Raw genomic sequence first — 26,376 nt, 5'->3', positions numbered from 1 at the left:
CTGTCGTGACCACTCTGACCAAGGAGGCCGGTGCTCCGAACCCGGCCGGCACCGGTCCCCTGCTCTCGGTGCGGGACCTGCACGTCAGCTTCAAGACCGAGGACGGCGTCGTACGGGCCGTGGACGGGCTCTCCTTCGACCTGGAGCGCGGCAGGACGCTCGGCATCGTCGGCGAGTCCGGCTCGGGCAAGTCGGTGACCAACCTGACCATCCTCGGCCTGCACAACCCCATGTTCACCACGGTGGAGGGGGAAATCCTGCTGGAGGGGCAGGAGCTGACCACGGCCCGGGAGTCCGAGCTGGAGAAGCTGCGCGGCAACAAGGTCGCCATGATCTTCCAGGATCCGCTCACCGCACTCTCCCCGTACTACACGGTCGGCCGGCAGATCGCCGAGCCGTACATGAAGCACAACGGCGCCTCCAAGAAGCAGGCCTGGGAGCGTGCCGTGGAGATGCTCGGCAAGGTCGGCATCCCGAACCCCGCGGAGCGGGCGAAGGACTACCCGCACCAGTTCTCCGGCGGTATGCGCCAGCGCGCGATGATCGCCATGGCCCTGGTCTGCGACCCGGCCCTGCTCATCGCCGACGAGCCGACAACCGCCCTGGACGTGACGGTCCAGGCGCAGATCCTGGACCTTCTGAAGGACCTGCAGCAGGAGTTCGGCACCGGCATCGTCTTCATCACCCACGACCTGGGCGTGATCGCCGACATGGCCGACGACATCATGGTGATGTACGCGGGCGGCGCGGTGGAGCGGGGCACGGTCGACGAGGTGCTCAGGTCCCCGCGCCATCCCTACACCTGGGGCCTGCTGAACTCGATGCCGCGTCTGGACTCCGACCTCGGTGCCGCGCTGTCCCCGATCCCCGGTTCGCCGCCCTCACTGCTCAACCCGCCGTCCGGCTGCCGCTTCCACCCCCGCTGCACCTTCCAGGACCGGGTCGAGGGCACGGGCCGCTGTGTGCGCGAGCGTCCGCTGATGGCACCGGACCGGGCCTCCGCGTGCCATCTCACGGAGGAACAGAAGCGGACCGTCTTCATCGAGGAGATCAAGCCCCGTCTGGGCTGAGGAGGACAGTGTCATGACAGAGGAGAAAGTCCTCACGGCCCCGCGTGAGCACGGCGCGGGCACGGACGGCGAGCCGCTGTTGCAGGTTACGGGCCTGATCAAGCACTTCCCCGTCAAGGGGGGCTTCCCGATCCGCCGGACCGTCGGCGCGGTGCAGGCCGTGGACGGGGTCGACCTCACCGTGCACGCCGGCGAGAGCTTCGGTCTGGTCGGTGAGTCGGGCTGCGGCAAGTCGACCACGGGCCGGCTGATCACCCGCCTCCTGGAACCGACCGGGGGCACGATCACCTACCGGGGCCGCGACATCAGCCACGCCTCACGCAAGGAGCTGGCGCCGATCCGCTCCGAGATCCAGATGATCTTCCAGGACCCGTACTCGTCGCTGAACCCGCGGCAGACGGTCGGCAAGATCATCTCGGGTCCGATGGAGATCAACGGCATCAATCCGGAGGGCGGCAGGGAGAAGCGGGTCCGCGAGCTCCTGGAGATCGTCGGTCTCAACCCCGAGCACTACAACCGCTTCCCGCACGAGTTCTCCGGCGGTCAGCGCCAGCGCATCGGCGTGGCCCGCGCACTGGCCCTGGAGCCGAAGCTGATCGTGGCGGACGAGCCGGTCTCGGCCCTCGACGTCTCGATCCAGGCGCAGGTGGTCAACCTGCTCCAGAAGGTCCAGAGGGAACTGGGCATCGCGTTCGTCTTCATCGCCCACGACCTGGCGATCGTCCGCCACTTCTCGCAGCGCGTCGCGGTGATGTACCTCGGCAAGATCATCGAGGTGGGCGACCGGGAATCCATCTACACCCGGCCGCGCCACCCGTACACCCACGCCCTGCTGTCCGCCGTCCCCGAGGTGAACCTCACGGCGGAGGACGCGGGCGGACGCGAGCGCATCCGCCTGGCCGGCGATGTCCCGTCCCCCATCTCCCCGCCGTCCGGCTGCCGTTTCCGCACCCGTTGCTGGAAGGCCCAGGACAAGTGCGCGACGGAGGAGCCACCGCTGGTCCGGATTTCCGGCAACCACGAGGGCCATCTGACAGCCTGCCACTTCCCGGAGGAGCCGACGACCGAGGCCCGCGACGAGGACATCGTCATGGACCCGGCCCTGCTGGCGCTGGAGGAGGACGCGACGGACTGAAGGGGCGACACCCCCTAGGCGCGGCGTGCCACGGTGATGATCTCCGGAGCCGTGGGGGTGAGCGGTCCCCGCGCCCAGTCCCCGTACTGCTCCACGACCGTCAGTCCGGCGTCGGCCAGGAAGCCCTCCAGCGTGTGTGCGTCCAGGAAGCGCAGGACGCTGTGGTACACCCGCGGAGCCGGCCAGCCGTCGCCGTCGTAGGTCTCCGTGAACCGCACCCGGCCCCCGCTGGGCCCGTCGTCCTGGACCTCGTGCCACACCCGCACCGGCGTCCCGTCGTCGGCGGTGATCTCGTACACCCGCTCCGGGACCCACCGCTCCCAGGCGCGGGCGGCCGGATTGCGGGTCTCGAACACGAACCGCCCGCCGTCGGCGAGGGCCGCCCGGACCGCGCGCAGCAAGCTGCGGATGTCCTCGTCCCGGACCAGCTCCTGGAAGGCGTGCCCGGTCATGACGGCGAGGTCGAACTCCCTGTTCCACAGCCGGGTGCGCATGTCCCCGAGCACCCACTCGACATCCGGCCGGGCCCGCCGTGCCTGCACGAGCATGGCGGGGGCCGGATCGAGGCCCATCAGCCGGCCGCGGTGCCCCTCGTCCCGGGCCCGCCGCAGCAGCCGCCCGGTGCCGCACCCGATGTCCAGTACCGAGCGGGCCTCGCGCACCAGACCGAGGTAGAAGTCGTCACCCGGTCCCCAGGGGTTGAGGTGGTCGTAGAACGAAGCGAGCGTGAGATCTGTGAAGACATGATCTACCACCGCGGCAGTCTGTCACACGTTGCTGAACGGTGCGTCAGCTTCCGGGGCGTTTCCTGAGCCTTTTTCAACTTCCATACAAGCCAAGCCCATTGGATGGCCGAAGGCCCGCGTCCGGGGAGACGCGGGCCTTCGTTCCCTGGAAGCGGACGTTCATGGGCTCGGGTCAAGGGGCCGGTGAAGTCCGTTCCGCAAGGGGCGGCTGACGGAAAAAGGGGTGTGTCAGGCCGCCGCCTCGGGGTCCTTGGAGAGGCGGTCCTGGGAGGCACGCGGAGCCGGGATCGTCTCCGTCGTCTCAGGGTAGTGGCACGCCGTCAGGTGGCCGGGCTTGTTGCCCTCCGCCTGGACCAGGGGCGGGGCCTCGGTCGCGCACTTCTCCGTCGCCTTCCAGCAGCGGGTGCGGAAACGGCAGCCGGAGGGCGGGTTGATCGGGGACGGGACGTCTCCGACCAGGCGGATGCGCTCACGCGGCTCCGCGTCCACCGTCGCCTCGGGTACGGCGGACAGCAGGGCCCGGGTGTAGGGGTGGCGCGGGTTGCCGTACAGGTCGTCGCGGTCGGCGATCTCCACGATCTTGCCGAGGTACATCACCGCGACGCGCTGCGAGAAGTGGCGGACGATCGCCAGGTCGTGGGCGATGAAGACGAACGCGATGCCCAGTTCCTTCTGGACCTTCTGGAGCAGGTTGACCACCTGCGCCTGGATCGAGACGTCGAGGGCCGAGACCGGCTCGTCCGCCACGATCAGCTTCGGCTCCAGGGCCAGTGCGCGGGCCACGCCGATGCGCTGGCGCTGACCGCCGGAGAACTCGTGCGGGAAGCGGTTGTAGTGCTCGGGGTTGAGACCGACGATCTCCAGGAGCTCGCGGACCCGCTTCTCCCTGCCGCCCTCCGGATTGATGCCGTTGATCTCCATCGGACCCGAGATGATCTTGCCGACCGTCTGCCGCGGGTTGAGCGAGGCGTACGGGTCCTGGAAGATCATCTGGATCTCGGAGCGGATCGGGGCGAGCTGCCGGCGGTCCGCGTGCGTGATGTCCTGGCCGCGGTAGGTGATCTTGCCGCCGGTCGGTTCCAGGAGGCGGGTGATCAGCCGGCCCGTGGTCGACTTGCCGCAGCCCGACTCGCCGACGAGGCCCAGGCTCTCGCCCTCGGCCACCTGGAAGTCCAGGCCGTCGACCGCCTGCACGGCGCCGACGGTCCGGCGGATCGGGAAGCCGCCCTTGATCGGGAAGTGCTTGGTGAGCCCGGAGACGTCCAGGAGGGGGTTCGTGTTGCTCATGGTGTGAAGTCCCGTCTGGTGTCCGTCAGTTGTGCCGGGTTGCGGCGAAGTCGGCGAAGAGTTCCCGCTTCTGGTCGGAGGTGAGGTGGCAGGCGGAGCCGCGGCCCTCGGTCACCTCCAGCGTCGGTCGCTCGGTCGAGCACAGACCGTCCGCGACCTTCTCGGCGAACGCGCAGCGCGGGTGGAAGCGGCAGCCGGAGGGCGGGTTGAGCAGCGAGGGCGGAGAGCCGGGGATGGGGGTGAGCGGCACGTCGACCGGGCCGTCCAGGCTCGGCATCGAGTTGAGCAGGCCGAGGGTGTAGGGGTGGTCCGGGGCGCTCAGCACCTGCTTCTTGGTGCCGCGCTCCACGCACCGGCCGCCGTACATCACGAGCACGTCGTCCGCGATGTCGGCGATCACGCCCAGGTCGTGCGTGATGAAGATGATGGCGGTGCCGAACTCCTGCTGGAGGTCCTTGAGGAGGTCCATGATCTGGGCCTGGACCGTTACGTCGAGGGCCGTCGTCGGCTCGTCGGCGATGAGCAGCTCGGGGTCGCAGACCAGGGCCATGGCGATCATCGCGCGCTGGCGCATACCGCCGGAGAACTGGTGCGGGTAGTCGTCCACCCGGGTGTCGGGCTGGGGGATGCCGACCCGGCGGAGCATCTCGACCGCCCGGTCCCGGGCCTCCTTCTTGGAGGCGCCGGTGTGCTTGCGGTACGTCTCGGCGATCTGCGCGCCGATGGTGTGGTACGGCGAGAGCGAGGCCAGCGCGTCCTGGAAGATCATGGACATCTTGTTGCCGCGCAGCTTCTCCAGCTCGGACTCGGAGGCGCTGATCAGCTCCTTGCCGTCGAGCAGGATCTCGCCGTCCAGCGTGGTGTTCCGCGGGTCGTGCAGGCCCAGGATCGCCATGTTGGTGACGGACTTGCCGGAGCCGGACTCACCGACGATGCCGAGGGTCTTGCCCTTCTCCAGGTCGAAGGAGAGCCCGTCGACGGCCTTGACGACGCCGTCCTCGGTGGAGAAGTGCACGCGCAGGTCGCGCAGGGAGAGGAAGGGGGTGCTCATGATCTCTCCTTAGGCGAGGCGCACGCGCGGGTCGACGAGGGCGTACACGGCGTCGACGAGGATGTTGAAGATGACGATCGCGGCCGCGGCGACCAGGATGACGCCGAGCAGCACCGGCAGGTCGTTGGTGTTGACCGCCTTCACCGAGAGGGCACCGATGCCCTGGAGGCTGAAGGTGTACTCGGTGATGATCGCACCACCGAGCAACTGGCCCATGTCCAGGCCGAAGATGGTGATGATGGGGCCCATCGCACCGCGCCAGGCGAAGCGGAAGAACACCTTCTTGCGGGAGAGTCCCTTGGCGCGCGCCGTGCGGACGTAGTCCTCGCTGAGCGACTCGACCATCTGGGAGCGCGTCATACGGGTGTAGTTGGCGGTGAAGATCAGCGACAGCACCAGCCACGGCAACAGGAGACCCGAGAACCACTTGCCCGGGTTGTCGGTGAACGGCGTGTAGCTGGCCCGGTCCAGCAGGTTCCACTGGTCCACGAGGAGGTACGTGGCGAAGACGCCGACGACGAAGATCTGCATCGAGGACGCGACCAGCGAGGCCGAGCTGGCGATCTTGTCCAGGGCCTTGCCCTGCTTCACCGCGGCCAGCATGCCCGTGCCGACGCCGAAGAGCAGGAAGACGACGGAGCTGCCGAGGGCCAGGGAGACCGTGGTCGGGAAGCGGTCCTCGATGGTGGCGAGGACCGGCTCGCGGTTCTGGAAGGAGTAGCCGAGGCACGGCGCGTCGCAGTGCCCGTACGAGGTGTAGTCACGCCCCACGAACAGGCCCTTGAGCCAGTCCCAGTACTGCACGGGGAGCGAGTGGTCGATCCCCAGGTTCTTCTTCACCAGGGCCAGGGTCTCGGGTGTGCAGACCTTGCCGCACGCGATGCGGGCGGGGTCGCGCGGAGCGGCGTAGAACAGGACGAACACCAGGGCGCTGATGATCAACAGGATCACAGCGGCGCCGAGGGTCCGGCGGATGAGGAAGCGGAGCATGGCAGTTGGGTTTTCCTGACGGATGCCGTAGGGGGTGGAGAGGGCGGGGCGGCACCGGGGCCGCCCCGCCGGGGGTCGTACGTCAGGCCTTCACGAAGGTCTTGTACAGCAGGGTCGAGGCGAACTGCGGGTCCATCTGGGCGCCGCCGACCTTCGAGCCGTGCAGGTAGTAACGACGCTGGAAGGTCTCGGGGATGATCGGCGCGACCTCCTGCATGATCCGCTTGTCCAGCGCGGCCCAGGCCTTGCCCGCCTCCTGCTGGTCGGCGATCACCGCGTTCTTCTTGATCCCCTCGTTGATCCAGCTGATGTTGGTCTGCGAGATGTTGTTCTGGCCGTTGCCGATGGCGGCGCCGTCGAACAGCGGCTGGATCACGGTGAAGGCGGTCGGCCAGTCCGGGGACCAGCCGAACCACATCACGTCGTAGCTGTTGTCGATCTGCTGGACCTGGTCGTAGTACGTGGTCTGGTCGATCGGCTTCATGACCGGCGTGAAGCCGGCCGCCTTCAGCGCGTTCTCGATGACGACCTTGGTCTTCATGTAGGTCGGGTCGTTCGGGAAGGCGTAGACGACCTTCATGCCCAGCTTGCCGGCCTCCTTCAGGAGCGCCTTGGACTTCTCCGGGTCGCCCTGCGGCTTGGCGTTCTTGCCGTAGAGGTCGTACTTCTCGTACCCGATGAGGTCCGGGCTCATGATCGAGGTCGCGAAGTCACCGGCGGTGGGGCCGCCGTAGATCTGCCGGATCTGCTGCAGCGGCCAGGCGTGGTTCAGGGCCTGGCGGACCTTCAGGTCGGTGACGCGCTTGGTGTTGATCGCGTAGTAGTACAGACCGGTGAGCAGGCCGTTGAAGCTGCGGGCCTTCAGCTGCGGGTCGGTGAGCACCTTCTGGATGCGCTCGGCCGGGACTTCCTTGTAGATCGACACCGCGTACTTGTCGTTGCCCTGGTCCGCGATGAGGCGGTCCGTGGAGTCGAGGATCTGGATGCCGAAGGTGAACTCGAAGCTGTCCGGGTAGGCGTTGCGGATCGAGTCGGTCGCCGGGTCCCAGTACTTGTTGCGGACCAGGACCATCGACTTGTCGGTCGTGTGGGACTTGATCTTGTACGGACCGCAGGCGGCCGGCCGCTTGTCGTACTTCTCCTTGGTGTCCAGCTTGGGCGAGGTGGCGGCGTACGAGTGCATCCCCAGCGTGAAGTTGAAGTCCGGCTTGGGCTCGGCCAGGTGGAAGGTGATCGTGCGCTTCGCCTTGTCGGTGACGATCGAGTCGAGGTGCTTGCCCTTGTACGGACCCTCGTAGGCGTCACGCCACTTGGCGCCCTTGCCGGTCAGCGCCAGCTGGACGTAGGTGGCGGACTCGGTGATGAACGGGGCCCACAGGCGCTCGATGCCGTGGCGCACGTCCTCGACGGTCAGCTCGCTGCCGTCCTCCCACTTCAGCCCCTCCTTCAGCGTGAAGGTCCAGGTCTTGAAGTCCTTGGAGGGCGTGCCGGTGTCGGTGGCGAGGTCGCCGACCAGCGTCTGGTGTCCCTGGGCGTCGGTCTTGTAGCCGGTCAGGCAGCGGTGCAGGAGCAGCGCGGCCGAGGAGTTGTACGCGTAGTAGATGCGCTGCGGGTCCAGGTGGGAGAAGTCCTGCGGCGACAGGCCGTAGATCGTGTGGCCCTTCTGCGCACCGGGGATCTCCGGGGCCGGGCCGGTCGAGTCGGCCTTGGTGCCGATGGCGACCTTGGCGCCGGTGTACGAGGTGGCGCCGTCGGTCGGGGTGCCGTTGCCGCCCCCGCCGCCGCTGCTGCACGCGGACAGCAGCGTCGAGCCTGCGGCCGCGACAGAGGTGGCGATGACGAAGTTTCTGCGGGAGAGAGACATGGCTGACCCGTTCGTTGTGGAGGAAAAGAGGTGCTTGCGCCCGGCCGGGCCCCGTCGCCCGGCCGGCGCGGAACTCAGCGCTTGGTCTTCGGGTCCAGGGCGTCGCGGACCGAGTCGCCGAGGAGGTTGAAGGCGACGACGAAGATCACCATGGACAGGCCCGGGAAGAGCATGAAGGTGATGTCGTCCTGGTACACCTTGGCGCCGTTCTGGATCATCACGCCCCAGTCGGGGGTGGGGTCCGACAGGCCGACGCCGAGGAAGGCGAGGGCCGCCTCCGTGGTGACGTAGGTCGGCAGGAGCAGCGTTGCCTGGATGAGGATCGGGGTCCACAGGTTGGGCAGCAGTTCCTTGAAGATGATCCGGGCCGGGGAGGCACCGGTGACCTTGGCCGCCTCCACGAACTCGCGCTCGCGCAGGGCGAGTACCTCGCCGCGCAGCAGACGCGCGATGGAGGCCCAGCCGAAGGCCGTCATCACGAGGATGAGGCTGGTGACGGTCAGCCAGACCGGGGTGTTGTCCGTCGGCGGGACGAAGATCGCGATGACCACCGGCCAGAAGGCGATGAAGAACAGGGTCTGCGGGAACGCCAGCAGGATGTCGATCACGCGGCCGACGAAGTAGTCCGTCTTGCCGCCCAGGTAGCCGGCGGTGATGCCGATGACGACGCCGAGCAGGGTCGTCAGCAGGGCGGCGGCGGTCGCGATCAGCAGCGAGTTGCGGATGCCGTACAGCAGGAAGGTGAAGACGTCCCGTCCGAGCTGCGGCTCGATGCCGAACCAGAAGTCGGAGCTGATGCCGCCGTTGGGCTTGACCGGGTAGTTGAACTGGTTGAACAGGCCCGGGATGTTCATGCCGTACGTGGTGTACGGGTCCTTGCCGTACAGCTTGGCGATGAGCGGCGCGGCGATGCCCACGACGAAGAAGAGGATCACCACGAAGGCGGATATGACGCCCGAACGGTCCCGCTTGAAGCGGATCCAGGCCAGCCGTCCCGGAGAGCGGCTCTCGGTGCCCTTGGGGTTGCCGGGCTTCGCCGATGTGGCGCTGTCTTCTTTGGTCACCTCGAGTGGGGCGGCCGAGGAAGGGGTTGGGGGGGTCATGATGCTCCGTGCCCTGTGGTCAAGGCTCCGCAGGGCGCTCCCCTACGGGCTACGCCGGACTTTTTCAACGCAATTCATTCAAGGTCAATAAATTCTCGGTCGCCTTGGTTGCGTCTTTACGTTCTTTACTCGGGCTTGGCTATTCCGTAGCTACGCGGGTAGCACGCCGTAATCAATCCGTGCTTCACATCGGACCAACTGGACCAATCGGACGATGAGTTCGATATGCGGACGGTGGTGTGTCGAAATGCGTACATCGGCATGTCGCAATCCAACGTTTCGGCAACGTTGCGCGGAGATCTGTTGCGCGGTCCGCGCAAGATCGCCCCCGCTCGCCCAGGTGGCTGTCTGCATTCGGATGACGTGTCCCCCTAAAGGCCCCTCAATCCGGCGACAGGCATGCGATATGAGCTGCGTGCGCCGATATTGACCGGTATTGGATCCGATGGTGACCGGTGTCGGGTCGGTGAGCGCGGAGGAGGCACTGGATGCGTGGAGTCACCCGCGTCAGGTGGGCCGGCTGCGCGATCGCCGCGGGGCTGATGGCCACCGCCTGCGGGGGTGGCGGCGGATTCGGCGGTCCCGGCGTGCTGACCTCCTCCTGGAGCGACCCGCAGAACCCGCTGGAGCCCGCCAACACCAACGAGGTGCAGGGCGGCAAGGTCCTCGACATGATCTTCCGGGGCCTGAAGAAGTACGACCCGAGGACCGGCAAGGCCCAGAACATGCTCGCCGAGCGCATCGACACCCCGGACTCGCGGCACTTCACCGTCACCGTCAAGAAGGGCTGGAAGTTCAGCAACGGCGAACCGGTCACCGCCCGCTCCTTCGTGGACGCCTGGAACTACGGGGCGAGCCTCAGGAACAACCAGAAGAACGCGTACTTCTTCGGCTACATCGAGGGCTACGACAAGGTCCACCCCGACAGCGGTGCGCAGACCGCCGACACCCTGTCCGGGCTCAGGGTCACCGGCCCCAGGACGTTCACCGTCACCCTCGGCCAGAGGTTCTCCAGCTTCCCCGACACCCTCGGCTACGCGGCCTACGCCCCGCTCCCGCGCGCCTTCTTCACCGACCACGCGGCCTGGGTGAGCAAGCCGGTCGGCAACGGGCCCTATCAGGTCGAGTCGTACACCAAGGGCTCCGCGATGAACCTGAAGAGGTGGGACGCCTACCCCGGCCCCGACCCGGCCCGGAACGTCGGCGTCACCCTGCTGGTGTACACCGACAGCGGCACCGCCTACACCGACGTTCTCGCCGGCAACCTCGACCTCGTCGATGACGTGCCGGCCGGCCAGCTCAAGAACGTCCGGACCGACCTGAACGGCCGCTACATCAACACCCCGGCCGGCATCCTGCAGACCCTGGCCTTCCCCTACTACGACCCGAAGTGGAACACCGCCGGGGCACGGAAGGTCCGCACGGGCCTGTCCATGGCGATCAACCGCAAGCAGATCACCGAGACCATCTTCCGGAACACCCGCACCCCGGCCACCGACTGGACCTCCCCGGTCCTCGGCGCAGCCGGCGGCTACAAGCCCGGACTGTGCGGCCACGCCTGCGACTACGACCCCGCGCAGGCCAGGAAGCTCATCCAGGAGGGCGGCGGGATCCCCGGCGGCCGGCTGACGATCACCTACAACGCGGACACCGGCTCGCACCGGCAGTGGGTGGACGCCGTGTGCAACTCCATCAACAACGCCCTCGGCAACGACAGGGCCTGCGTCGGCAACCCGATCGGCACCTTCGCCGACTACCGCAACCAGACCACCCACCAGAAGATGACCGGCCCCTTCCGGGCCGGCTGGCAGATGGACTACCCGTTGATCCAGAACTTCCTGCAGCCGCTGTACTACACGGGCGCCTCCTCCAATGACGGCAAGTGGTCCGACAAGCGCTTCGACCGGCTCGTCGACCGCGCCAACGCCGAGACCGACCGGGCCGCGGCCGTCCGGCTCTTCCAGCAGGCCGAGGAGGTCGTCCGCGACAACATGGCGGCCATCCCGCTCTGGTACCAGAACGGCAGCGCCGGCTACACCTCCCGGCTCTCCCATGTGGCCCTCAATCCCTTCAGCGTGCCGGTCTACAACGAGATCAAGGTCGGCTGATTCCCGTGGGGCGCTATGTCGCGAGGCGGCTGCTCCAGATGGTCCCGGTGTTCATCGGGTCGACACTGCTGATCTTCCTGATGGTGAACGTGATGGGCGACCCCATCGCCGGACTGTGCGGGGAGCGGACCTGCGACCCGGCGACGGCCGCCCAGCTGAAGCGGGAGTTCGGCTTGGACAAGCCGCTGTGGCAGCAGTACGCGACCTACATGGGCAACGTCCTGACCGGTGACTTCGGCACCGCCTTCAACGGCCAGAAGGTCACCGAGCTGATGGGAGCGGCGTTCCCCGTCACCATCCGGCTCACGATCGTCGCGATCCTCTTCGAGGTCGTCGTGGGCGTGACGCTGGGCGTGCTGACGGGCATGCGGCGCGGCCGGCCCGTCGACACCGGGGTGCTCCTGGCCACCCTGGTGGTGATCTCCGTCCCCACCTTCGTCACCGGTCTGCTGCTCCAGCTGCTGCTCGGCATCAGATGGCAGTGGACCAGCCCGTCCGTCCGCTACGGCGGTTACGACGAGCTGATCCTGCCCGGCCTGGTCCTCGCCTCCGTCTCCCTCGCCTACGTCACCCGGTTGACCCGCACCGCCATCGCGGAGAACAAGCGGTCCGACTACGTCCGTACGGCGATCGCCAAGGGGCTGCCCCGGCGCCGGGTGATCGTCCGGCACCTGCTGCGCAATTCCCTGATCCCCGTGGTCACCTTCATCGGGGCCGACATCGGCGCGCTGATGGGCGGCGCGATCGCCACCGAGCGGATCTTCAACATCCATGGCGTCGGCTTCCAGCTCTACCAGGGCATCCTGCGCCAGAACACCCAGACGGTGGTCGGTTTCGTGACGGTCCTCGTCCTGGTCTTCCTGGTGGCCAACCTCCTCGTCGACCTCCTGTACGCCGTACTCGACCCGAGGATCCGCTATGCCTGAGCAGCCGTACGAGCCCGAGGGCGCGATCGCCGGGACCGGCATGGGCGGGGCGATGGACCTGGGCGCGAGCGAGGCGGCCACGCTGGAACGGACGCCCGGGGGTCCGGAAGGCACCGGGCCGTCCGGCAGACCCCGCTCCCTGTGGTCCGACGCCTGGCGGGACCTGCGCCGCAACCCGGTGTTCCTGATCTCCGCCCTGGTCATCGTCTTCCTGGTCCTCATCTCCCTGTGGCCCTCGGCGATCGCCTCCGGGAGCCCCCTGAAGTGCGACCTCTCCAGGGCCCAGGACGGCCCGGGACCGGGCGCTCCCTTCGGCTACGACGGCCAGGGCTGCAACGTCTACACGCGCACGGTGTACGGCGCCCGTACGTCCGTCACGGTCGGCGTGCTGGCGACCCTCGGGGTGGCCGTCGTCGGGGCGGTACTGGGCGCCCTCGCCGGATACTTCGGCGGCGTCTGGGACGCGGTCCTGTCCCGGATCACCGACATCTTCTTCGCGATCCCGGTGGTCCTGGGCGGTCTCGTCCTCCTCTCGGTGGTGACCAGCAACACGGTCTGGCCGGTGATCGGCTTCATGGTCCTGCTGGGCTGGCCGCAGATCGGCCGCATCGCGCGCGGCTCGGTCATCACCGCCAAGCAGAACGACTACGTCCAGGCCGCCCGCGCGCTCGGCGCCTCCGACTCCCGCATCCTGCTGCGCCACATCGCCCCGAACGCCGTGGCCCCCGTGATCGTCGTCGCGACCATCGCCCTCGGCACCTACGTCGCCCTGGAGGCGACCCTGTCCTACCTGGGCGTCGGCCTCAAACCGCCCAGCGTCTCCTGGGGCATCGACATCTCCAACGCCTCCCCGTACATCCGCAACGCCCCCCACGCCCTCCTGTGGCCCTCGGCCGCCCTGGCCATCACGGTCCTGGCCTTCATCATGCTCGGCGACGCCATCCGCGACGCCCTCGATCCGAAGCTGAGGTGAGGGCGCGTGCTGCTCGAAGTGCGGGATCTGTACGTGGAGTTCCGGACGCGGGACGGGGTGGCGCATGCCGTCAACGGGGTGAGTTACGAGGTCGGCGCGGGGGAGACGCTGGCCGTGCTCGGGGAGTCCGGGTCGGGCAAGTCCGTCACCGCGCAGGCCGTCATGGGGATCCTCGACATGCCGCCGGGCAGGATCACCGGGGGTGAGATCCTGTTCCAGGGGCGGGACCTGCTGAAGCTGAAGGAAGAGGAACGGCGCAGGATCCGGGGCGCCGGAATGGCAATGATCTTCCAGGACGCCCTGTCGGCCCTCAACCCGGTCCTGTCCGTGGGGGACCAGCTCGGCGAGATGTTCGTCGTGCACCGGGGGATGTCGAAGAAGGACGCGCGCGGCAAGGCCGTCGAGCTGATGGAGCGGGTGCGCATCCCGGCCGCCGCCCAGCGGGTGCGGGACTATCCCCACCAGTTCTCCGGCGGCATGCGCCAGCGCATCATGATCGCCATGGCGCTGGCCCTGGAACCGGCGCTCATCATCGCGGACGAGCCCACCACCGCCCTGGACGTCACCGTGCAGGCCCAGGTCATGGACCTGCTCGCCGAGCTGCAGCGCGAGTACCGCATGGGGCTCATCCTCATCACCCATGACCTGGGAGTCGTGGCCGACGTCGCCGACCGGATCGCCGTGATGTACGCCGGGAAGGTCGTCGAGTCGGCGCCGGTGCACGGCATCTACAAGGCGCCCGCCCACCCCTACACCCGCGGCCTGCTGGACTCCGTCCCCCGCCTGGACCAGAAGGGACAGGAGCTGTACGCCATCAAGGGCCTGCCGCCGAACCTGATGAACATCCCGCCCGGCTGCTCCTTCCACCCGCGCTGCCCGATGGCGCGGGACGTCTGCCGCACCGACGAACCTCCGCTGTACGAGGTCTCCGGCGTACGCGGCAGCGCCTGCCACTTCTGGAGGGAGTGCCTGCATGACCGCGCCCACTGAGCCGATCCTCGAGGTGACCGGACTGGTCAAGCACTACCCGCTCACCCGGGGCATCCTGTTCAGGAAGCAGATCGGCGCGGTGAAGGCCGTCGACGGCGTCGACTTCACCCTCGGCAAGGGGGAGACCCTCGGCCTGGTCGGGGAGTCGGGCTGCGGCAAGTCGACCGTCGCGAAGTTGCTCTGCAATCTCGAACGCCCCACGGCCGGCTCCATCAGGTTCAAGGGCGAGGACATCACCCGGCTGTCCGGCAAGGCCCTCAAGGCGGTCCGCCGCAACATCCAGATGGTCTTCCAGGACCCGTACACCTCCCTCAACCCCCGGATGACGGTCGGAGACATCGTCGGGGAGCCGTACGACATCCACCCCGAGGCCGCGCCCAGGGGCGACCGTCGCCGCCGGGTCCAGGAGCTGCTGGACGTGGTCGGCCTCAACCCCGAGTACGTCAACCGCTACCCGCATCAGTTCTCCGGCGGCCAGCGCCAGCGCATCGGCATCGCACGGGGGTTGGCGCTGCGTCCGGAGGTGATCGTCGCCGACGAGCCGGTGTCCGCCCTCGACGTGTCGGTCCAGGCCCAGGTGATCAACCTCCTGGACCGCCTCCAGTCGGAGTTCGACCTCTCCTATGTCTTCATCGCGCACGACCTGTCCGTCGTCCGGCACATCTCCGACCGGGTGGGTGTGATGTACCTCGGGCGGATCGTGGAGATCGGCAGCAACGCCGAGATCTACGACCACCCCACGCACCCCTACACCCAGGCGCTGCTCTCCGCGGTCCCGGTCCCGGACCCCGAGGCCCGCGAACACCGTGAGCGGATCATCCTCACCGGGGATGTGCCGTCCCCGACGAACATCCCCTCCGGCTGCCGTTTCCGCACCCGCTGCTGGAAGGCGCAGGAACGCTGTGCCCGCGAGGTACCGGCCCTCGCGGTACCGGCCGCCTTCCGCGGCACGTCCGGCCCGGCGGCCCACGCCTCGGCCTGCCACTTCGCGGAGGAGCGGCAGGTCGTCCCGGCGGAGGGCGGCGAGCACGGCAACGGGCCGGGGTGACATGGCGCACCCCGGCCCGTTCACGGCACCCGCACGGCCGTACGCGATCAGCCTCCCGCGTCCGTATATCGGGACGGCTTCGGTGAAGTTGCCTGCGTGTTAACGCAGTTGGCGGTCATTTTCCCGGGTGGGGCAGCGCACGCCGCAGAAAGTCCAGCTGCAGCCGCAGCAGGTTCTCCCCGACGGTCTCCTGCGGGGTCATGTGCGTCACCCCGGACAGCGGCAGGACCTCGTGCGGGCGGCCCGCGGCGAGCAGGGCGGAGGACAGCCGCAGGGAGTGGGCGACGACCACGTTGTCGTCCGCCAGCCCATGGATGACCATCATCGGGCGGTGCGGCCCGGCGGGGTCGACCAGGCCCGCGTCGTCGATCACCGAGTTGCGGCGGTAGACCTCCGGCTGCTCGTCCGGGTGGCCGAGGTAGCGCTCCTGGTAGTGGGTGTCGTACAGGCGCAGATCGGTGACCGGGGCGCCGACGACGGCCGCGTGGAAGACGTCCGGGCGGCGCAGCACCGCCAGCGCCGCCAGATAGCCGCCGAAGGACCAGCCGCGGATCGCCACCCGGTCCAGGTCCAGCGGGAAGTCCCCGGCGAGTGCGTGCAGCGCGTCCACCTGGTCCTGGAGCACGACGGACGCCAGCTCGTCCCGGACCGCCTTCTCCCAGGCCGGCGAGTGCCCCGGAGTGCCCCGCCCGTCGGCCACGATCACCGCGAAACCCTGGTCGGCGAACCACTGCGAGGTGAGGTGGGCGTTGTGCGCGGCGACCACGCGCTGGCCGTGCGGGCCGCCGTAGGGGTCCATCAGGACGGGCAGGGGCGTGTCGCCGTGGTAGTCCCGTGGCATAAGCACGGCGCACGGAATTCGGCGTGCGCCCCCCTGGGTCAGGGTCACCCGCGGGGACAAACCGGGGTCTTCGGCGTACGACCGGACAGTCGCCGCCGGTTTTCCGTCACGCAGTACCTGGACACGGGCGCCCGGCCTGTCCAGCGTCGCCGACACGAGCACCGTCACGCCCCCGGCCCGGACGGCCGAGTGCACGCCGGGCTCCTGGGACACGCGCTCCACGCCCAGCTCGTTCACCCGGTACACATGGACTTCGCCGATCTCGGGCGCCTCTGCCTCCGTGCCCGCCGAGGCGGAAACCAGCACGTCGTCGGAGCCTACGTCCAGCACCGCCCGCAGGTGCAACTGGCCGCTGGTCAAGGGGCGTTCGCCGACCGTCAGCACCCGTGCGCCGCCCTCGTCCGCGATCCGGACAAGCTGCCCGGAGGGGCTCCAGCAGGGCACTCCGGCGAACAATTCAAGCCAACTTGGATCTTCATCCGCGTGCACCATGCGCGTCGCCCCGGTGTCCGGGTCCACCGCCAGGAACAGCTGGCTGCGCTGGTCCCGAGCCTGCACCAGCAGCAGCGGCGCACCCGCCGCTGACCAGTGCACACGGGCCAGATACGGGTAGCGGGCCCGGTCCCACGCCACCTCCGTGCGCTCGCCTTCGAGTCCGAGCACGAACAGCCGCACATCGGCGTTCGGAGTGCCGGCGGCCGGGTACGCGACGTGGTGTGGCTCACGCTCCGGATGGGCCGGATCCGCGATCCACCACCGCCGTACCGGCGTGTCGTCCACCCGCGCCACGAGCAGCCGGCGCCCGTCCGGCGCCCACCAGAATCCCCGCGCCCGCCCCATCTCCTCGGCCGCGACGAACTCCGCGAGCCCGTAGGTGACCTGCCCCGGCCCGTTGGTGGGCTCCGGCTCGGCGAGCGCCCGGTCGCCCTCGCCCTCGGCGCGCACGACCCGCAGCGCACCCTGCGCCACATAGGCGATGTGCCTGCCGTCGGGGGCGGGACGCGGGTCGATCACCGGTCCGGGGACCCGGAGTTCACGTGTCGTGCCGGCCCGCAGCTCGGCCGTGAAAAGCCGCCCTGACAAGGCGAAAGCCGCCAACTCGACGGCCGTGTCGGTGGCGTAGCCGACGATGCCCGCACCTCCCTCCCGGCTGCGCTCCCGACGCGCCCGCTCCTCGGCCGAGAGTTCTTCGGAGGCGCCGCCGAGAAGGGGGCCCGGATCGGCCGCCAGGCGTTCCTCTCCACCCGGAAGATCCATGACCCAGAGGGAGTTGGCCCGGTCGGTGCCGGAGCCGGAGCGCAGGAACGCGACACGTGAACCGTCGGGCGCCACGGTGAACGCGCGCGGCGCGCCGAGCGTGAACCGCTGGGTCCGGGCGTACCGACGGGGGAAGGAGTCAGGCTCGGTCGTCATACCCTGACCATATTGGCCATGCGCCCCCTTGTGCGGCTGTGCGCCGAGCGATGCGCGAGCACGGATAGTTATGATCACTACCGCTGTGTGGGTATGAACCTGCTGGCGTCTGCATGGATTTGCTCAACTGATCTAGATCTCGCGATCTTTGGAGGTGAGCCGCCGTGGCACTCTCGATTTCGGCGGTGGTGCTGCTGGCGATCATCGTCTTCCTGTTGATCAAGAAGTCAGGGCTGAAGGGCGGCCACGCGGTCGTCTGCATCCTGCTCGGCTTCTATCTCGCCTCCTCCACCGTCGCCCCCACGATCAGCGAGCTGACGACGAACGTCGCCAGCATGATCGGCAGCATCAAGTTCTGACGCGTCCCCGCCAGGTCGGGCAACCGGGGGACGGCCGTCCTGGTGCCGCAGCACCCCACAGGGCAGCCGCCTCATAGGGTGGTCCCATGACGGAACTGCCAGCCCGGCGTCTGCTGCTGGTGCACGCGCACCCGGACGACGAGTCGATCAACAATGGCGCGACCATGGCCAGGTACGCGGCCGAGGGTGCCCATGTGACCCTGGTCACCTGCACCCTCGGGGAGCGGGGTGAGGTCATCCCGCCGGAGCTGCGGCATCTGACCGGCCCGGCGCTGGGCGCGCACCGGCGCGGGGAGCTGTCCGCCGCCGTGCGCGAGCTGGGGGTGACGGACGCCAGGCTGCTCGGCGGGGCGGGGCGGTACGGGGACTCCGGCATGATGGGCATTCCCGACAACGAAGACCCCGGATGCTTCTGGCAGGCCGATGTGGACCAGGCCGCCGGACACCTCGCCGAGGTGATCCTGGAGGTCCGTCCCCAGGTCCTCGTCACCTACGACGACAACGGCGGGTACGGCCACCCCGACCACATCCAGGCCCACCGCGTCGCCATGCGCGCAGTCGACCTCGCGGCCGACCGCGGCCACCGGATCGCCAAGGTCTACTGGAACCGCGTCCCGCGCTCCGTCGCCGAGGCCGCCTTCGCCCGCCTCCAGGACGAGCTGTCCGCACTGCCGTTCGACAAGAGCGCGTCCCTGGACGACGTACCCGGCGTGGTCGACGACGAGCGGATCACCACCGCCGTCGACGGCACCGCCCACGCCGCCGCCAAGGCCGCCGCGATGCGCGCCCACGCCACCCAGATCGAGGTGGCCGAGCCCTGCTTCGCGCTCTCCAACGAACTGGCCCAGCCGCTGTTCACGACCGAGTACTACGAGCTGGTGCACGGCACGGCACAGCCCGGGGAGACCGACCTGTTCGCCGGACTCGACCTGGAGGAGACGTCATGAGCAACCCGGGACAGGGCCCGCTGCTCGCCCAGCCGCTGCGGCCGCCCTCCGCCGGACGGGCCGCCGCCTATGTCGGCCTCTGCCTCCTCGGCGCCGTCACCGGTTTCGCCGGCACCCTCCTCCAGGCCGCCTGGTTCCCCGGCGGGCTGTTGCTCGCCCTCGCGGGCGCGGCCGGGCTGTTCCTCGGCGGGGCGTACGCAACCGGCGGCCGGGGCGGCGCGGTCGCACCGGTGGTGGGCTGGATCGTCGCCGTCATCCTGCTCACCACCGCGCGCCCCGAAGGCGACTTCCTGTTCAGCGCGGGTGGCGGGTCCTATCTCTTCCTGCTCGGCGGCATGGCCCTCGCTGTGATCTGCGCCACCGTTGGCGCCGGGCGGCAACCTCGCGGCGGTGCCGCCCGACTTGGCAAGTGACGTACCACTTCGCCGTGCGGTGCACGTGCGAGTCCGGTGTGGGTTTCCTCAGCGGTCATGGGATACGCGCCAGAAGTGGCCAGTATGGTGGTGCGCGCCGCCGAGCCTCCCCCGCTCCCGGCTTCGTTCGAGCGGGGGGACCTCCACCGTGAGGTCGTGTCGGGCGGTGGAGCCAACTGGGAGAACCTGCCTTGAGTCGTGAAACTGACACTCCGTCCTCCGGGCCCAACGGGCGCGGCGGAGCCGCATACCCCTCCGGCACGCCGCCGTACGGGACCCCCATGGCTTCCGGTGACGGTGCGGACGCGGGCCGTTCGGGCACGCGGCCGGAGGAGAAGAAGACCGAGACCACGCTGACGACCCGGATCCGCATCAACATCCCCGGATCCCGGCCCATCCCGCCGGTCGTCGTGCGCAAGCCCGTCGCGGATGCCGACGGCGCCGGGGACCAGGCGCCCGCCGACGCGCGGCCCGCTGCCGAGCGGACCACCACCGACGGCACCGGCACCGCCGAGCCCGCCGCCGAGCCCACGGCCCAGGCCGAGGAGAAGACCAGCGACTGGTTCGCCCCCCGCAAGTCCGGCGCCGGCAAGGGCGGTCCGGCCGGCGGCGGCACGAACGGGGCCGGGCTGCCCGGCGGTTCCACCACTGCCTCCGGCGGGTCGGGCACCCGTTCGGGTGGTCCGGGAGCATCCGGTGCGACCGGTACCACCGGCGCCCGCCCCGGCGGTGGCCGTCCCGGCGGTGTGGTCGGCTCCATGAGCGTCCCGGGCGCCTCCCGCTCCGGCAGCACGAACGGCAAGGGCCTGCCCGGTGCCACCGGCGGCCCCGTCGCCCCCGGACACGGCGGCGGCACCGGCTCCTTCGACGTGACCGAGGCACTGGCCGCGGGCCCGCTGGGCGGCGGCTCCCGCCCCGGCGCGTCCGGCGGCGAACCGCGCCGCGACGACCTGCCCTACTTCTCGGAGAACGGCGGCCAGGACACCTTCGGCGGTACCGGCGCGGGCGGTGCGGGCGGTCACGACGGCTTCGGCGGTACGGCGGGCGCGAGCGGACCCAACGGCCCCGGCGGTCCCAGCGGCTTCAACGGCCCGCGTGGCCAGGGCGGTCCCGGCGGCCCGCAGGGCCCGGCCGGCCCCACCAGCGGCCCGGTCACCGGTGACGGCCCCCTCGCCCCGTCGGCCGGCGGCCGAGCCGGCGGCGAACCCTTCGACGACGGTCCCCGTTCCGCCGGTGCGCCCGGCACGGGAGGCGGCTACGGTGGCCCCGGCGACCGGAGCACCCGGGCCCCCCGCAGCGCCCTCGCCGATCTGGCCGACCTCGAAGGTCCCGCGGGCCCCGGCGGTCCTGGTGGTCCGAGCGGTCCGCACGCCGGCCCCGGCGGACAGCCCGGCGGCCTCTCCGGTCCCGGTCAGTCCGGCGGGCTCAGCGACGACACCGCGATCCTCACCCCGCAGAAGCCGGCCCCCGAGCCGGGCACGCCCGGCTACCGTCCGGTCGACAACGTCTCCGGACACACCGTCACCAGCGGCATCCCGGTCGTCCCCGGCGCCGCCGGCTCCCCGTTCGGCGGCGCGCGGCCCGACGGCCCGGCCCGGCCGGAGCCGTCCCCCGCGCCCAAGGCGCAGGCCAAGCCGAAGAAGAAGGGCCGCAGCAAGCTGGTGCTGCTGGGCGCCGGCGTGGTCGTCGTCGCGGGCGGTGCCTACGGCGCCGGACTGCTGATGAACCACACCGACGTCCCCAAGGGCACCACGGTCCTCGGCGTGGACATCGGCGGCGGCACCCGTGACGACGCCGTCAAGAAGCTCGACGACGCCTTCGGCAACCGGGTGAAAAAGCCGCTGAAGCTCTCCGTCGGCGGCAACACGGTCAGCATCACCCCGGAGAACGCCGGTCTCCAGTTCGACTTCCAGGCCACCGTGAGCAAGGCCGCGACCAGCGACTACAACCCGGTCCACGTCATCGGCTCGCTCTTCGGGCAGAAGCGGGTGATCGACCCGGAGATGCCGGTGGACGAGGAGAAGCTGCAGGCGGCCCTGCAGCAGACGGGCGGCGGTTCCGGCTCGGTCACCGAGGGCGGCATCGACTTCAAGCCCGGCGCGGCCGTCGCCGTCTACGGCAAGGCGGGCAAGGCCATCGACGCGGTCCAGTCGACCAAGGCGGTCGAGCAGGCCTACCGCACGATGGTGGAGACGGACACGGCGACCGCGGTCACCGTCCCGACGACCACCAAGCAGCCGACGGTGTCCAAGGCCGAGGTCGACCGCGAGATGAAGGAGTTCGCGCAGCCGGCGATGTCGGGCCGGGTGACCGTGTCGGCGGGCGCCGGGCACGTGGTGCTGATGAGCCCGGAGAAATCGCTCTGGAAGTTCCTCAGGGTGGTGCCCACGTCGGACGGCAAGCTGGTCGACAAGCCCGACCTGGCGGCCCTGAAGCAGCTGTACGGCAAGGCCTTCGACGGCGTCCTCATCACCCGCGGCAACGGCAAGAAGACCCCCGTCACCCCGCAGGAGGTCTACGTCGCCCTCCGCCAGGCCCTGATCAGCAAGACCAACCGGGTCGCGGTCATCGACACGAACCCCAGTTAGTCCGGCGTACACGGGGGGCGTCCGCCGGGCGCCCCCCTTCGCCCTGTCCGTCACCCGTTCCGCGTGACATCTGTCATCGGGTACCGAGGACCCCCGACACTGCCCGGCATCCGGCCCCCGCCGCCAGCATGGATGCCATGACGACAACTGCGGCACCGGCCACCACCACCCCGGTGGTCGGCTTCGACCAGGTGACCAAGACGTACGGGAGCGTGCGGGCCGTCGACGGGCTCTCGCTCCGGCTGTACCCGGGCGAGACCGTCGCCCTCCTCGGCCCGAACGGGGCCGGCAAGTCCACCACGCTCGACCTGCTCCTCGGCCTCAAGCACCCCGACACCGGCACGGTGAGCCTGTTCGGCGGCACCCCGCGGGAGGCGATCGTCGCCGGGCGGGTCGGGGCGATGCTGCAGAGCGGCGGGCTGATGGACGAGGTCACCGTCGAGGAACTGGTGAAGCTGGGCTGCTCGTTGCACCCGAAGCCGTACAAGGCCGCGGACGTCATGGCACGCGCCGGTATCGCGCAGATCGCCGACCGCAAGGTCAACAAGCTCTCCGGCGGCCAGGCCCAGCGCGTCCGCTTCGCCCTCGCCACCGCCGGGGACAGCGACCTGATCATCCTGGACGAGCCGACCACCGGCATGGACGTCTCCGCCCGCCAGGCCTTCTGGGCGACCATGCGCGAACAGGCCGACCAGGGCCGTACCGTCCTGTTCGCCACCCACTACCTCGAAGAGGCCGACGCCATCGCCGACCGGGTCCTGGTGCTGCACCGCGGGCGGCTCCTGGCCGACGGCACCGCCGCCGAGATCAAGGCCAAGGCAGGCGCCCGCCGGGTCGCCTTCGACCTGGAGGGCGAGATCGACGAGGCGGCCCTGCGCGCCCTGCCGTTCCTCACCTCGATCGACGTGTCGGGCCAGACCGTCCGCATCCAGTCGTCCGACGCCGACGCCACCGTCCACGCCCTGTACGGCCTCGGTGTCTACCCACGCAACCTCGAAGTCGCCGGCCTCGGCCTGGAGCAGGCCTTCGTCGCCATCACGGAGGCCGAGGAGGCCAAGCAGTCATGACCGCGCTCATCAAGCTCGAACTGGCCCGCGCCCTGCGCAACAAGAAGTTCCTGTTCTTCTCGGTGCTCTATCCCGCGATCCTGTTCCTGATCTTCTCCAGCAGCTCCGGCTCCGACCAGAAGGTCGACGACACCGGCCTGACCGTCGCCACGTACCTGATGGTCTCCATGGCCTCCTTCGGCGCCCTGACCGCCGTCCTGATGGGCAACAGCGAGCGCATCGCCAAGGAGCGCGAGAGCGGTTGGGTACGACAGCTGCGGCTCACCCCGCTGCCCGGACGCGGCTATGTCCTCGCCAAGACCGCCAGCGCCGCCGTGGTGAGCCTGCCGTCCATCATCGTGGTGTTCCTCGCCGCCGCCGTGATCAAGCACGTCCACCTGGACGCCTGGCAGTGGCTCGCCCTCACCGGCGTCATCTGGGCCGGCAGCCTCGTCTTCGCCGCGCTCGGCGTCGCACTGGGCTACCTGGCCTCCGGTGACGCGGTCCGCCCCATCACCATGATCGTCTACTTCGGTCTGTCGATCCTCGGCGGCCTGTGGATGCCGTCCACCACCTTCCCGAAGTTCCTGCAGGACATCGCGAAGTGGCTGCCCACGCACGCGTACGCTGCTCTGGGACGGGCCATCGAACAGAGCCAGGCTCCGAGCGCGACGGACATCGCCGTCCTCGCCGTCTACTTTGTCCTGTTCGCGGGCGGCGCGGCCTGGCTGTACCGGAAGGACACGCTGAAGGCGTGAGCACGATGACGGAAGACCCGCGGGCCGCCGAGCAGCGGCCGGAGCACCAGGTGCGGATCGGGCAGGGGCCCCGCAACCGGCGCGAACTGGTGGTCAAGGTGCTGTGGATCGGTGTCTGGCTGATCTTCCTCAGCTCACCGGTCGAGGACCTGGCCTCGGGCCACCACACCCTGGCCGCCACGGTGGCCGGCGGGATCGGCCTCGCCGTCTTCGTCACCGCCTACCTGACCTTGGTCTTCCGGAACATCGGCCGGTCCTTCGCTCCACGAGTCGTCGTCTCGCTGCTCGCGGTCCTGGGCGTCCTCGCCCCCCTGCTGACGTACACCCTCGGCGGCGCATGGGTCGGCCTGTTCATCTATCTGTCGGTCGCCTGCGGGGCCACCCTGCCGGTCCGAGCCGCGTTCTGGGCGATCCCCGCGGCGACCGCGGTGATGTTCCTCGTCGGACTGCGCTGGCACGAGAAGCCGGACGAGAGCCTGCTCCTCGTCCCGCTGATCGGCTTCGCGATGGTCGGCGTCGGTCAACTCATCCGTACCACCGTCGAGTTGCGCAAGGCACGGGCGACCGTGGCCCACCTCGCCGCCAACGAGGAACGCCTCCGCCTCGCCCGCGACCTGCACGACCTGCTCGGCCACTCCCTCTCCCTGATCACGCTGAAGAGCGAGCTGGCCGGCCGGATGCTGCCCGACCACCCCGACAAGGCGGCCCAGCAGGTCGCCGACATCGAACAGGTCAGCCGGCAGGCCCTGGTCGACGTCCGCGAGGCCGTCACCGGCTACCGGCGCCCCCGGCTCGCCGCCGAACTCGCCGGCACCCAGGTCGCACTGACCGCCGCCGGCGTCACCGCCGAGATGCCCGCCGAACCCGACCTCACCGGTGTCCCCGAGGAGGCCGAGTCCGTGCTCGCCTGGGCGCTGCGCGAGGCGGTCACCAACGTGGTCCGGCACAGCGGCGCCGACAAGTGCCTCGTCCAGCTCACCCACCGCCAGACCCTGGACGGCCCGATGCTCGAACTCTCCGTCGAGGACAACGGATCAGGGGGTGCGGGCAACGGTCCGGGCAACGGCCTGACGGGTCTGACCGAGCGGCTGGAGAAGGCCGGCGGCACCCTGGAGGCGGGCCGGATCAAGCACGGGTTCCGGCTGGTCGCCCGCGTCCCCGCGGTCGTTGCGGGGGACGTAGGATCCGGGGCATGACGAGCACGATCAAGGTTCTCCTCGCCGAGGACCAGTCGATGGTCCGCGAGGCCCTGGCCGCGCTGCTCGGCCTGGAGGACGACATCGAGGTCGTCGCCCAGGTCGCGCGCGGGGACGAGGTGCTCGGGGCCGTCGGCGCGCACGGCGTGGACGTGGCGCTGCTCGACATCGAGATGCCCGGCTGCACCGGCATCGAGGCGGCGGCCCAGGTCCACCGGGAGTTCCCGCAGGTCAAACTGGTCGTTCTGACCACGTTCGGCCGCCCCGGCTATCTGCGCAGCGCCATGGAGGCCGGCGCCGACGCCTTCCTCGTCAAGGACGCCCCGGCCGCCCAGCTCGCCGAGGCCGTCCGCAAGGTGCTGTCCGGCGAACGGGTCATCGACCCCACGCTGGCCGCCGCCGCGCTCGCCGAGGGCGCGAACCCGCTGACCGAGCGCGAGCGCGAGGTGCTCCGCGCGGCGGCCGACGGCTCGACCAACGCCGAGCTGGCCCGGACCCTGCACCTCTCCCAGGGCACGGTCCGCAACTACCTCTCCACGGCCATCCAGAAGCTCGCGGTGCGCAACCGGGCGGAGGCGGTGCGGACAGCCCGGGAGAAGGGATGGCTGTGAACACCCCCCGCTTGCACCTCCTGCACCCCGACCGGCTGGTCAGTTGAGCATCGCGCGAGCGGTGTGCGCCTGCTGCCGCACCTTGTGCGCGGCCGGCTCGTCCACCACCTCGATCAAGTCGGCGTAATGCTCCAGCTCTTGCGCACCTGACACGAACTCACCCCGCTGCACCAGCAGTTGCCCCCGTTCGTACCGCAGCCGTGCCGGATGCGCGGGTACCAGCAGGGCCAGCTCCACGGACCACAGCGCCACGTCCGACCGCTCGGGCCGGGCCGTGGCCCACGCGCGGACGTTGTTCAGGATCCGCTGCACGACGTCCAGCGGTGCCGCGGGCTCCAGCATGGCGGCGTCCAGGGGCGCCCCCGTGGCCCCGGCCACGAGCATGTCCGCGTCGGTCCCGGTCAGCACCCGCCCGCCGTCGAACGGATCGGCCAGCACCTGCTCGTCGGCTGCGCCGAACCCCACCACGAAGTGCCCCGGCAGCGCGACCCCGTACACCGGAGCCCCCGCCCGCCGCGCGACCTCCAGCCACACCACCGACAGCAGGATGGGCAGCCCGCGCCGCCGCCGCAGCACCTCATGCAGCAGGGAGGACTCCAGCCGCTGGTAGTCGCCGGGCGTCCCGTGGAACTCGTAGCGCGCCCCGAGCAGCCGTCGTACGGCCTCCGCCCAGGCGTGCGGCCCGCCCGGCCGGTACGGCAGCTCGCCCGCGAGCCGGTCCAGTTCCGCCTGGGCCGCGTCGATGCCGGTCTCGTCCAGCGAGCCGTCCGCCTGGGCGCCGATCAGCAGGCACAGCGCCGACAGGTCCGGCCGCTCGGACCGGGCCTCCTCGGCGAACCTGCGGCGCAGCTCGGCCGACCGCTCCGGCGGGGGCGGATACGGCGGCGGGAGATACGGAGGGCGCATGGCAGGC

General features: G+C 70.0%; 23 protein-coding genes. 15 read left to right on the top strand and 8 right to left on the bottom strand.

The window, feature by feature from the left end; all coding sequences use genetic code 11:
* Nucleotides 1-5 precede the first annotated feature (5 nt).
* Nucleotides 6-1,070 (top strand): ABC transporter ATP-binding protein, encoded by a 1,065-nt coding sequence (locus tag ACZ41I_RS17700; RefSeq protein ID WP_468514520.1) that lies wholly within the window; start codon nucleotides 6-8, stop codon nucleotides 1,068-1,070.
* Between the two features lie 13 nt (nucleotides 1,071-1,083).
* Complete coding sequence (locus tag ACZ41I_RS17695) at nucleotides 1,084-2,205, top strand: ABC transporter ATP-binding protein (protein ID WP_468514519.1); 1,122 nt, start codon at nucleotides 1,084-1,086, stop codon at nucleotides 2,203-2,205.
* Between the two features lie 14 nt (nucleotides 2,206-2,219).
* On the opposite strand, the gene ACZ41I_RS17690 is transcribed toward ACZ41I_RS17695, so the two are convergent.
* From ACZ41I_RS17690 to ACZ41I_RS17665, 6 genes are all read right to left on the bottom strand, one after another.
* Nucleotides 2,220-2,960 carry a class I SAM-dependent methyltransferase gene (locus ACZ41I_RS17690; RefSeq protein WP_468514518.1) on the bottom strand — a complete coding sequence of 247 codons (741 nt, stop codon included), beginning with the start codon at nucleotides 2,958-2,960 and terminating at the stop codon, nucleotides 2,220-2,222.
* A 219-nt stretch (nucleotides 2,961-3,179) separates the two neighbouring features.
* Complete coding sequence (locus ACZ41I_RS17685) at nucleotides 3,180-4,238, bottom strand: ABC transporter ATP-binding protein (RefSeq protein ID WP_468514517.1); 1,059 nt, start codon at nucleotides 4,236-4,238, stop codon at nucleotides 3,180-3,182.
* 25 nt (nucleotides 4,239-4,263) lie between these two features.
* A complete protein-coding gene (locus ACZ41I_RS17680) occupies nucleotides 4,264-5,289 on the bottom strand; it encodes an ABC transporter ATP-binding protein (RefSeq protein ID WP_363215992.1) in 1,026 nt (341 codons plus the stop codon).
* 9 nt (nucleotides 5,290-5,298) lie between these two features.
* Nucleotides 5,299-6,279, bottom strand: coding sequence for an ABC transporter permease (locus ACZ41I_RS17675; RefSeq protein WP_399764226.1), 981 nt, complete (start codon nucleotides 6,277-6,279; stop codon nucleotides 5,299-5,301).
* 82 nt (nucleotides 6,280-6,361) lie between these two features.
* Nucleotides 6,362-8,143 (bottom strand): ABC transporter substrate-binding protein, encoded by a 1,782-nt coding sequence (locus ACZ41I_RS17670; RefSeq protein WP_399764228.1) that lies wholly within the window; start codon nucleotides 8,141-8,143, stop codon nucleotides 6,362-6,364.
* Nucleotides 8,144-8,217: 74 nt separating this feature from the next.
* The gene (locus tag ACZ41I_RS17665) at nucleotides 8,218-9,246 is read right to left on the bottom strand and encodes an ABC transporter permease (protein ID WP_399764231.1); all 1,029 of its coding nucleotides are present in this window, start codon (nucleotides 9,244-9,246) and stop codon (nucleotides 8,218-8,220) included.
* A 488-nt stretch (nucleotides 9,247-9,734) separates the two neighbouring features.
* Here ACZ41I_RS17665 and ACZ41I_RS17660 point away from each other — a divergent pair, with 488 nt between their 5' ends.
* The 5 genes from ACZ41I_RS17660 to ACZ41I_RS17640 are packed head-to-tail and all read left to right on the top strand — an operon-like array spanning nucleotide 9,735 to nucleotide 15,291.
* Entirely contained in the window at nucleotides 9,735-11,354 is a 1,620-nt protein-coding gene (locus tag ACZ41I_RS17660) for a peptide ABC transporter substrate-binding protein (protein WP_468514516.1), read from the top strand.
* A 5-nt stretch (nucleotides 11,355-11,359) separates the two neighbouring features.
* Nucleotides 11,360-12,280 carry an ABC transporter permease gene (locus tag ACZ41I_RS17655; protein WP_363215998.1) on the top strand — a complete coding sequence of 307 codons (921 nt, stop codon included), beginning with the start codon at nucleotides 11,360-11,362 and terminating at the stop codon, nucleotides 12,278-12,280.
* Nucleotides 12,273-13,253 carry an ABC transporter permease gene (locus ACZ41I_RS17650; protein ID WP_363215999.1) on the top strand — a complete coding sequence of 327 codons (981 nt, stop codon included), beginning with the start codon at nucleotides 12,273-12,275 and terminating at the stop codon, nucleotides 13,251-13,253. The genes ACZ41I_RS17655 and ACZ41I_RS17650 overlap by 8 nt, the downstream gene beginning before the upstream one ends.
* Nucleotides 13,254-13,259: 6 nt before the next feature.
* Nucleotides 13,260-14,243, top strand: coding sequence for an ABC transporter ATP-binding protein (locus ACZ41I_RS17645; protein ID WP_363216000.1), 984 nt, complete (start codon nucleotides 13,260-13,262; stop codon nucleotides 14,241-14,243).
* Nucleotides 14,227-15,291, top strand: a complete 1,065-nt coding sequence (locus ACZ41I_RS17640) for an ABC transporter ATP-binding protein (RefSeq protein WP_363216001.1) — start codon at nucleotides 14,227-14,229, stop codon at nucleotides 15,289-15,291. The genes ACZ41I_RS17645 and ACZ41I_RS17640 overlap by 17 nt, the downstream gene beginning before the upstream one ends.
* Nucleotides 15,292-15,406: 115 nt before the next feature.
* On the opposite strand, the gene ACZ41I_RS17635 is transcribed toward ACZ41I_RS17640, so the two are convergent.
* Nucleotides 15,407-17,545: a S9 family peptidase gene (locus ACZ41I_RS17635; protein WP_468514515.1), complete on the bottom strand. Its 2,139-nt coding sequence runs from the start codon at nucleotides 17,543-17,545 to the stop codon at nucleotides 15,407-15,409.
* Between the two features lie 164 nt (nucleotides 17,546-17,709).
* On the opposite strand from ACZ41I_RS17635, the gene ACZ41I_RS17630 reads away from it, so the two are divergent.
* From ACZ41I_RS17630 to ACZ41I_RS17595, 8 genes are all read left to right on the top strand, one after another.
* Nucleotides 17,710-17,904: a hypothetical protein gene (locus ACZ41I_RS17630; protein WP_030649813.1), complete on the top strand. Its 195-nt coding sequence runs from the start codon at nucleotides 17,710-17,712 to the stop codon at nucleotides 17,902-17,904.
* 86 nt (nucleotides 17,905-17,990) lie between these two features.
* On the top strand, nucleotides 17,991-18,851 hold the full coding sequence (gene mshB, locus ACZ41I_RS17625) for an N-acetyl-1-D-myo-inositol-2-amino-2-deoxy-alpha-D-glucopyranoside deacetylase (RefSeq protein ID WP_399764247.1): 861 nt from the start codon (nucleotides 17,991-17,993) through the stop codon (nucleotides 18,849-18,851).
* On the top strand, nucleotides 18,848-19,264 hold the full coding sequence (locus ACZ41I_RS17620) for a DUF6113 family protein (RefSeq protein ID WP_363216004.1): 417 nt from the start codon (nucleotides 18,848-18,850) through the stop codon (nucleotides 19,262-19,264). Before mshB ends, ACZ41I_RS17620 begins: the two co-directional genes overlap by 4 nt.
* A 191-nt stretch (nucleotides 19,265-19,455) precedes the next feature.
* Complete coding sequence (locus ACZ41I_RS17615; RefSeq protein ID WP_399764252.1) at nucleotides 19,456-21,852, top strand: hypothetical protein; 2,397 nt, start codon at nucleotides 19,456-19,458, stop codon at nucleotides 21,850-21,852.
* A 137-nt stretch (nucleotides 21,853-21,989) separates the two neighbouring features.
* Entirely contained in the window at nucleotides 21,990-22,919 is a 930-nt protein-coding gene (locus tag ACZ41I_RS17610; RefSeq protein ID WP_399764255.1) for an ABC transporter ATP-binding protein, read from the top strand.
* A complete protein-coding gene (locus ACZ41I_RS17605; RefSeq protein WP_363216008.1) occupies nucleotides 22,916-23,656 on the top strand; it encodes an ABC transporter permease in 741 nt (246 codons plus the stop codon). Before ACZ41I_RS17610 ends, ACZ41I_RS17605 begins: the two co-directional genes overlap by 4 nt.
* A gap of 5 nt (nucleotides 23,657-23,661) precedes the next feature.
* Entirely contained in the window at nucleotides 23,662-24,852 is a 1,191-nt protein-coding gene (locus ACZ41I_RS17600) for a sensor histidine kinase (protein ID WP_468319559.1), read from the top strand.
* Nucleotides 24,849-25,463, top strand: a complete 615-nt coding sequence (locus ACZ41I_RS17595) for a response regulator transcription factor (RefSeq protein WP_363216009.1) — start codon at nucleotides 24,849-24,851, stop codon at nucleotides 25,461-25,463. Before ACZ41I_RS17600 ends, ACZ41I_RS17595 begins: the two co-directional genes overlap by 4 nt.
* Nucleotides 25,464-25,502: 39 nt before the next feature.
* Here ACZ41I_RS17595 and ACZ41I_RS17590 read toward each other — a convergent pair whose 3' ends face one another.
* Nucleotides 25,503-26,369 (bottom strand): transglutaminase family protein, encoded by an 867-nt coding sequence (locus ACZ41I_RS17590; protein ID WP_399764262.1) that lies wholly within the window; start codon nucleotides 26,367-26,369, stop codon nucleotides 25,503-25,505.
* Nucleotides 26,370-26,376: the final 7 nt, after the last annotated feature.

It is taken from the genome of Streptomyces sp. NPDC030799 (genome assembly GCF_055572255.1).
Note: the sequence above shows the minus strand (reverse complement) of the source record. Positions and strands in the feature narration are given on the sequence as shown.

Excerpts from the sequence above, each read along its gene's own strand:
- ACZ41I_RS17695 (WP_468514519.1), top strand. The coding sequence starts at position 1,084 with ATGACAGAGGAGAAAGTCCTCACGGCCCCGCGTGAGCACGGCGCGGGC.
- ACZ41I_RS17610 (WP_399764255.1), top strand. The coding sequence starts at position 21,990 with ATGACGACAACTGCGGCACCGGCCACCACCACCCCGGTGGTCGGCTTC.
- ACZ41I_RS17635 (WP_468514515.1), bottom strand. The coding sequence starts at position 17,545 with ATGACGACCGAGCCTGACTCCTTCCCCCGTCGGTACGCCCGGACCCAG.
- ACZ41I_RS17680 (WP_363215992.1), bottom strand. The coding sequence starts at position 5,289 with ATGAGCACCCCCTTCCTCTCCCTGCGCGACCTGCGCGTGCACTTCTCC.
- mshB (WP_399764247.1), top strand. The coding sequence starts at position 17,991 with ATGACGGAACTGCCAGCCCGGCGTCTGCTGCTGGTGCACGCGCACCCG.
- ACZ41I_RS17640 (WP_363216001.1), top strand. The coding sequence starts at position 14,227 with ATGACCGCGCCCACTGAGCCGATCCTCGAGGTGACCGGACTGGTCAAG.
- ACZ41I_RS17675 (WP_399764226.1), bottom strand. The coding sequence starts at position 6,279 with ATGCTCCGCTTCCTCATCCGCCGGACCCTCGGCGCCGCTGTGATCCTG.
- ACZ41I_RS17670 (WP_399764228.1), bottom strand. The coding sequence starts at position 8,143 with ATGTCTCTCTCCCGCAGAAACTTCGTCATCGCCACCTCTGTCGCGGCC.
- ACZ41I_RS17650 (WP_363215999.1), top strand. The coding sequence starts at position 12,273 with ATGCCTGAGCAGCCGTACGAGCCCGAGGGCGCGATCGCCGGGACCGGC.
- ACZ41I_RS17600 (WP_468319559.1), top strand. The coding sequence starts at position 23,662 with ATGACGGAAGACCCGCGGGCCGCCGAGCAGCGGCCGGAGCACCAGGTG.
- ACZ41I_RS17660 (WP_468514516.1), top strand. The coding sequence starts at position 9,735 with ATGCGTGGAGTCACCCGCGTCAGGTGGGCCGGCTGCGCGATCGCCGCG.
- ACZ41I_RS17590 (WP_399764262.1), bottom strand. The coding sequence starts at position 26,369 with ATGCGCCCTCCGTATCTCCCGCCGCCGTATCCGCCCCCGCCGGAGCGG.
- ACZ41I_RS17595 (WP_363216009.1), top strand. The coding sequence starts at position 24,849 with ATGACGAGCACGATCAAGGTTCTCCTCGCCGAGGACCAGTCGATGGTC.
- ACZ41I_RS17685 (WP_468514517.1), bottom strand. The coding sequence starts at position 4,238 with ATGAGCAACACGAACCCCCTCCTGGACGTCTCCGGGCTCACCAAGCAC.
- ACZ41I_RS17620 (WP_363216004.1), top strand. The coding sequence starts at position 18,848 with ATGAGCAACCCGGGACAGGGCCCGCTGCTCGCCCAGCCGCTGCGGCCG.
- ACZ41I_RS17665 (WP_399764231.1), bottom strand. The coding sequence starts at position 9,246 with ATGACCCCCCCAACCCCTTCCTCGGCCGCCCCACTCGAGGTGACCAAA.
- ACZ41I_RS17605 (WP_363216008.1), top strand. The coding sequence starts at position 22,916 with ATGACCGCGCTCATCAAGCTCGAACTGGCCCGCGCCCTGCGCAACAAG.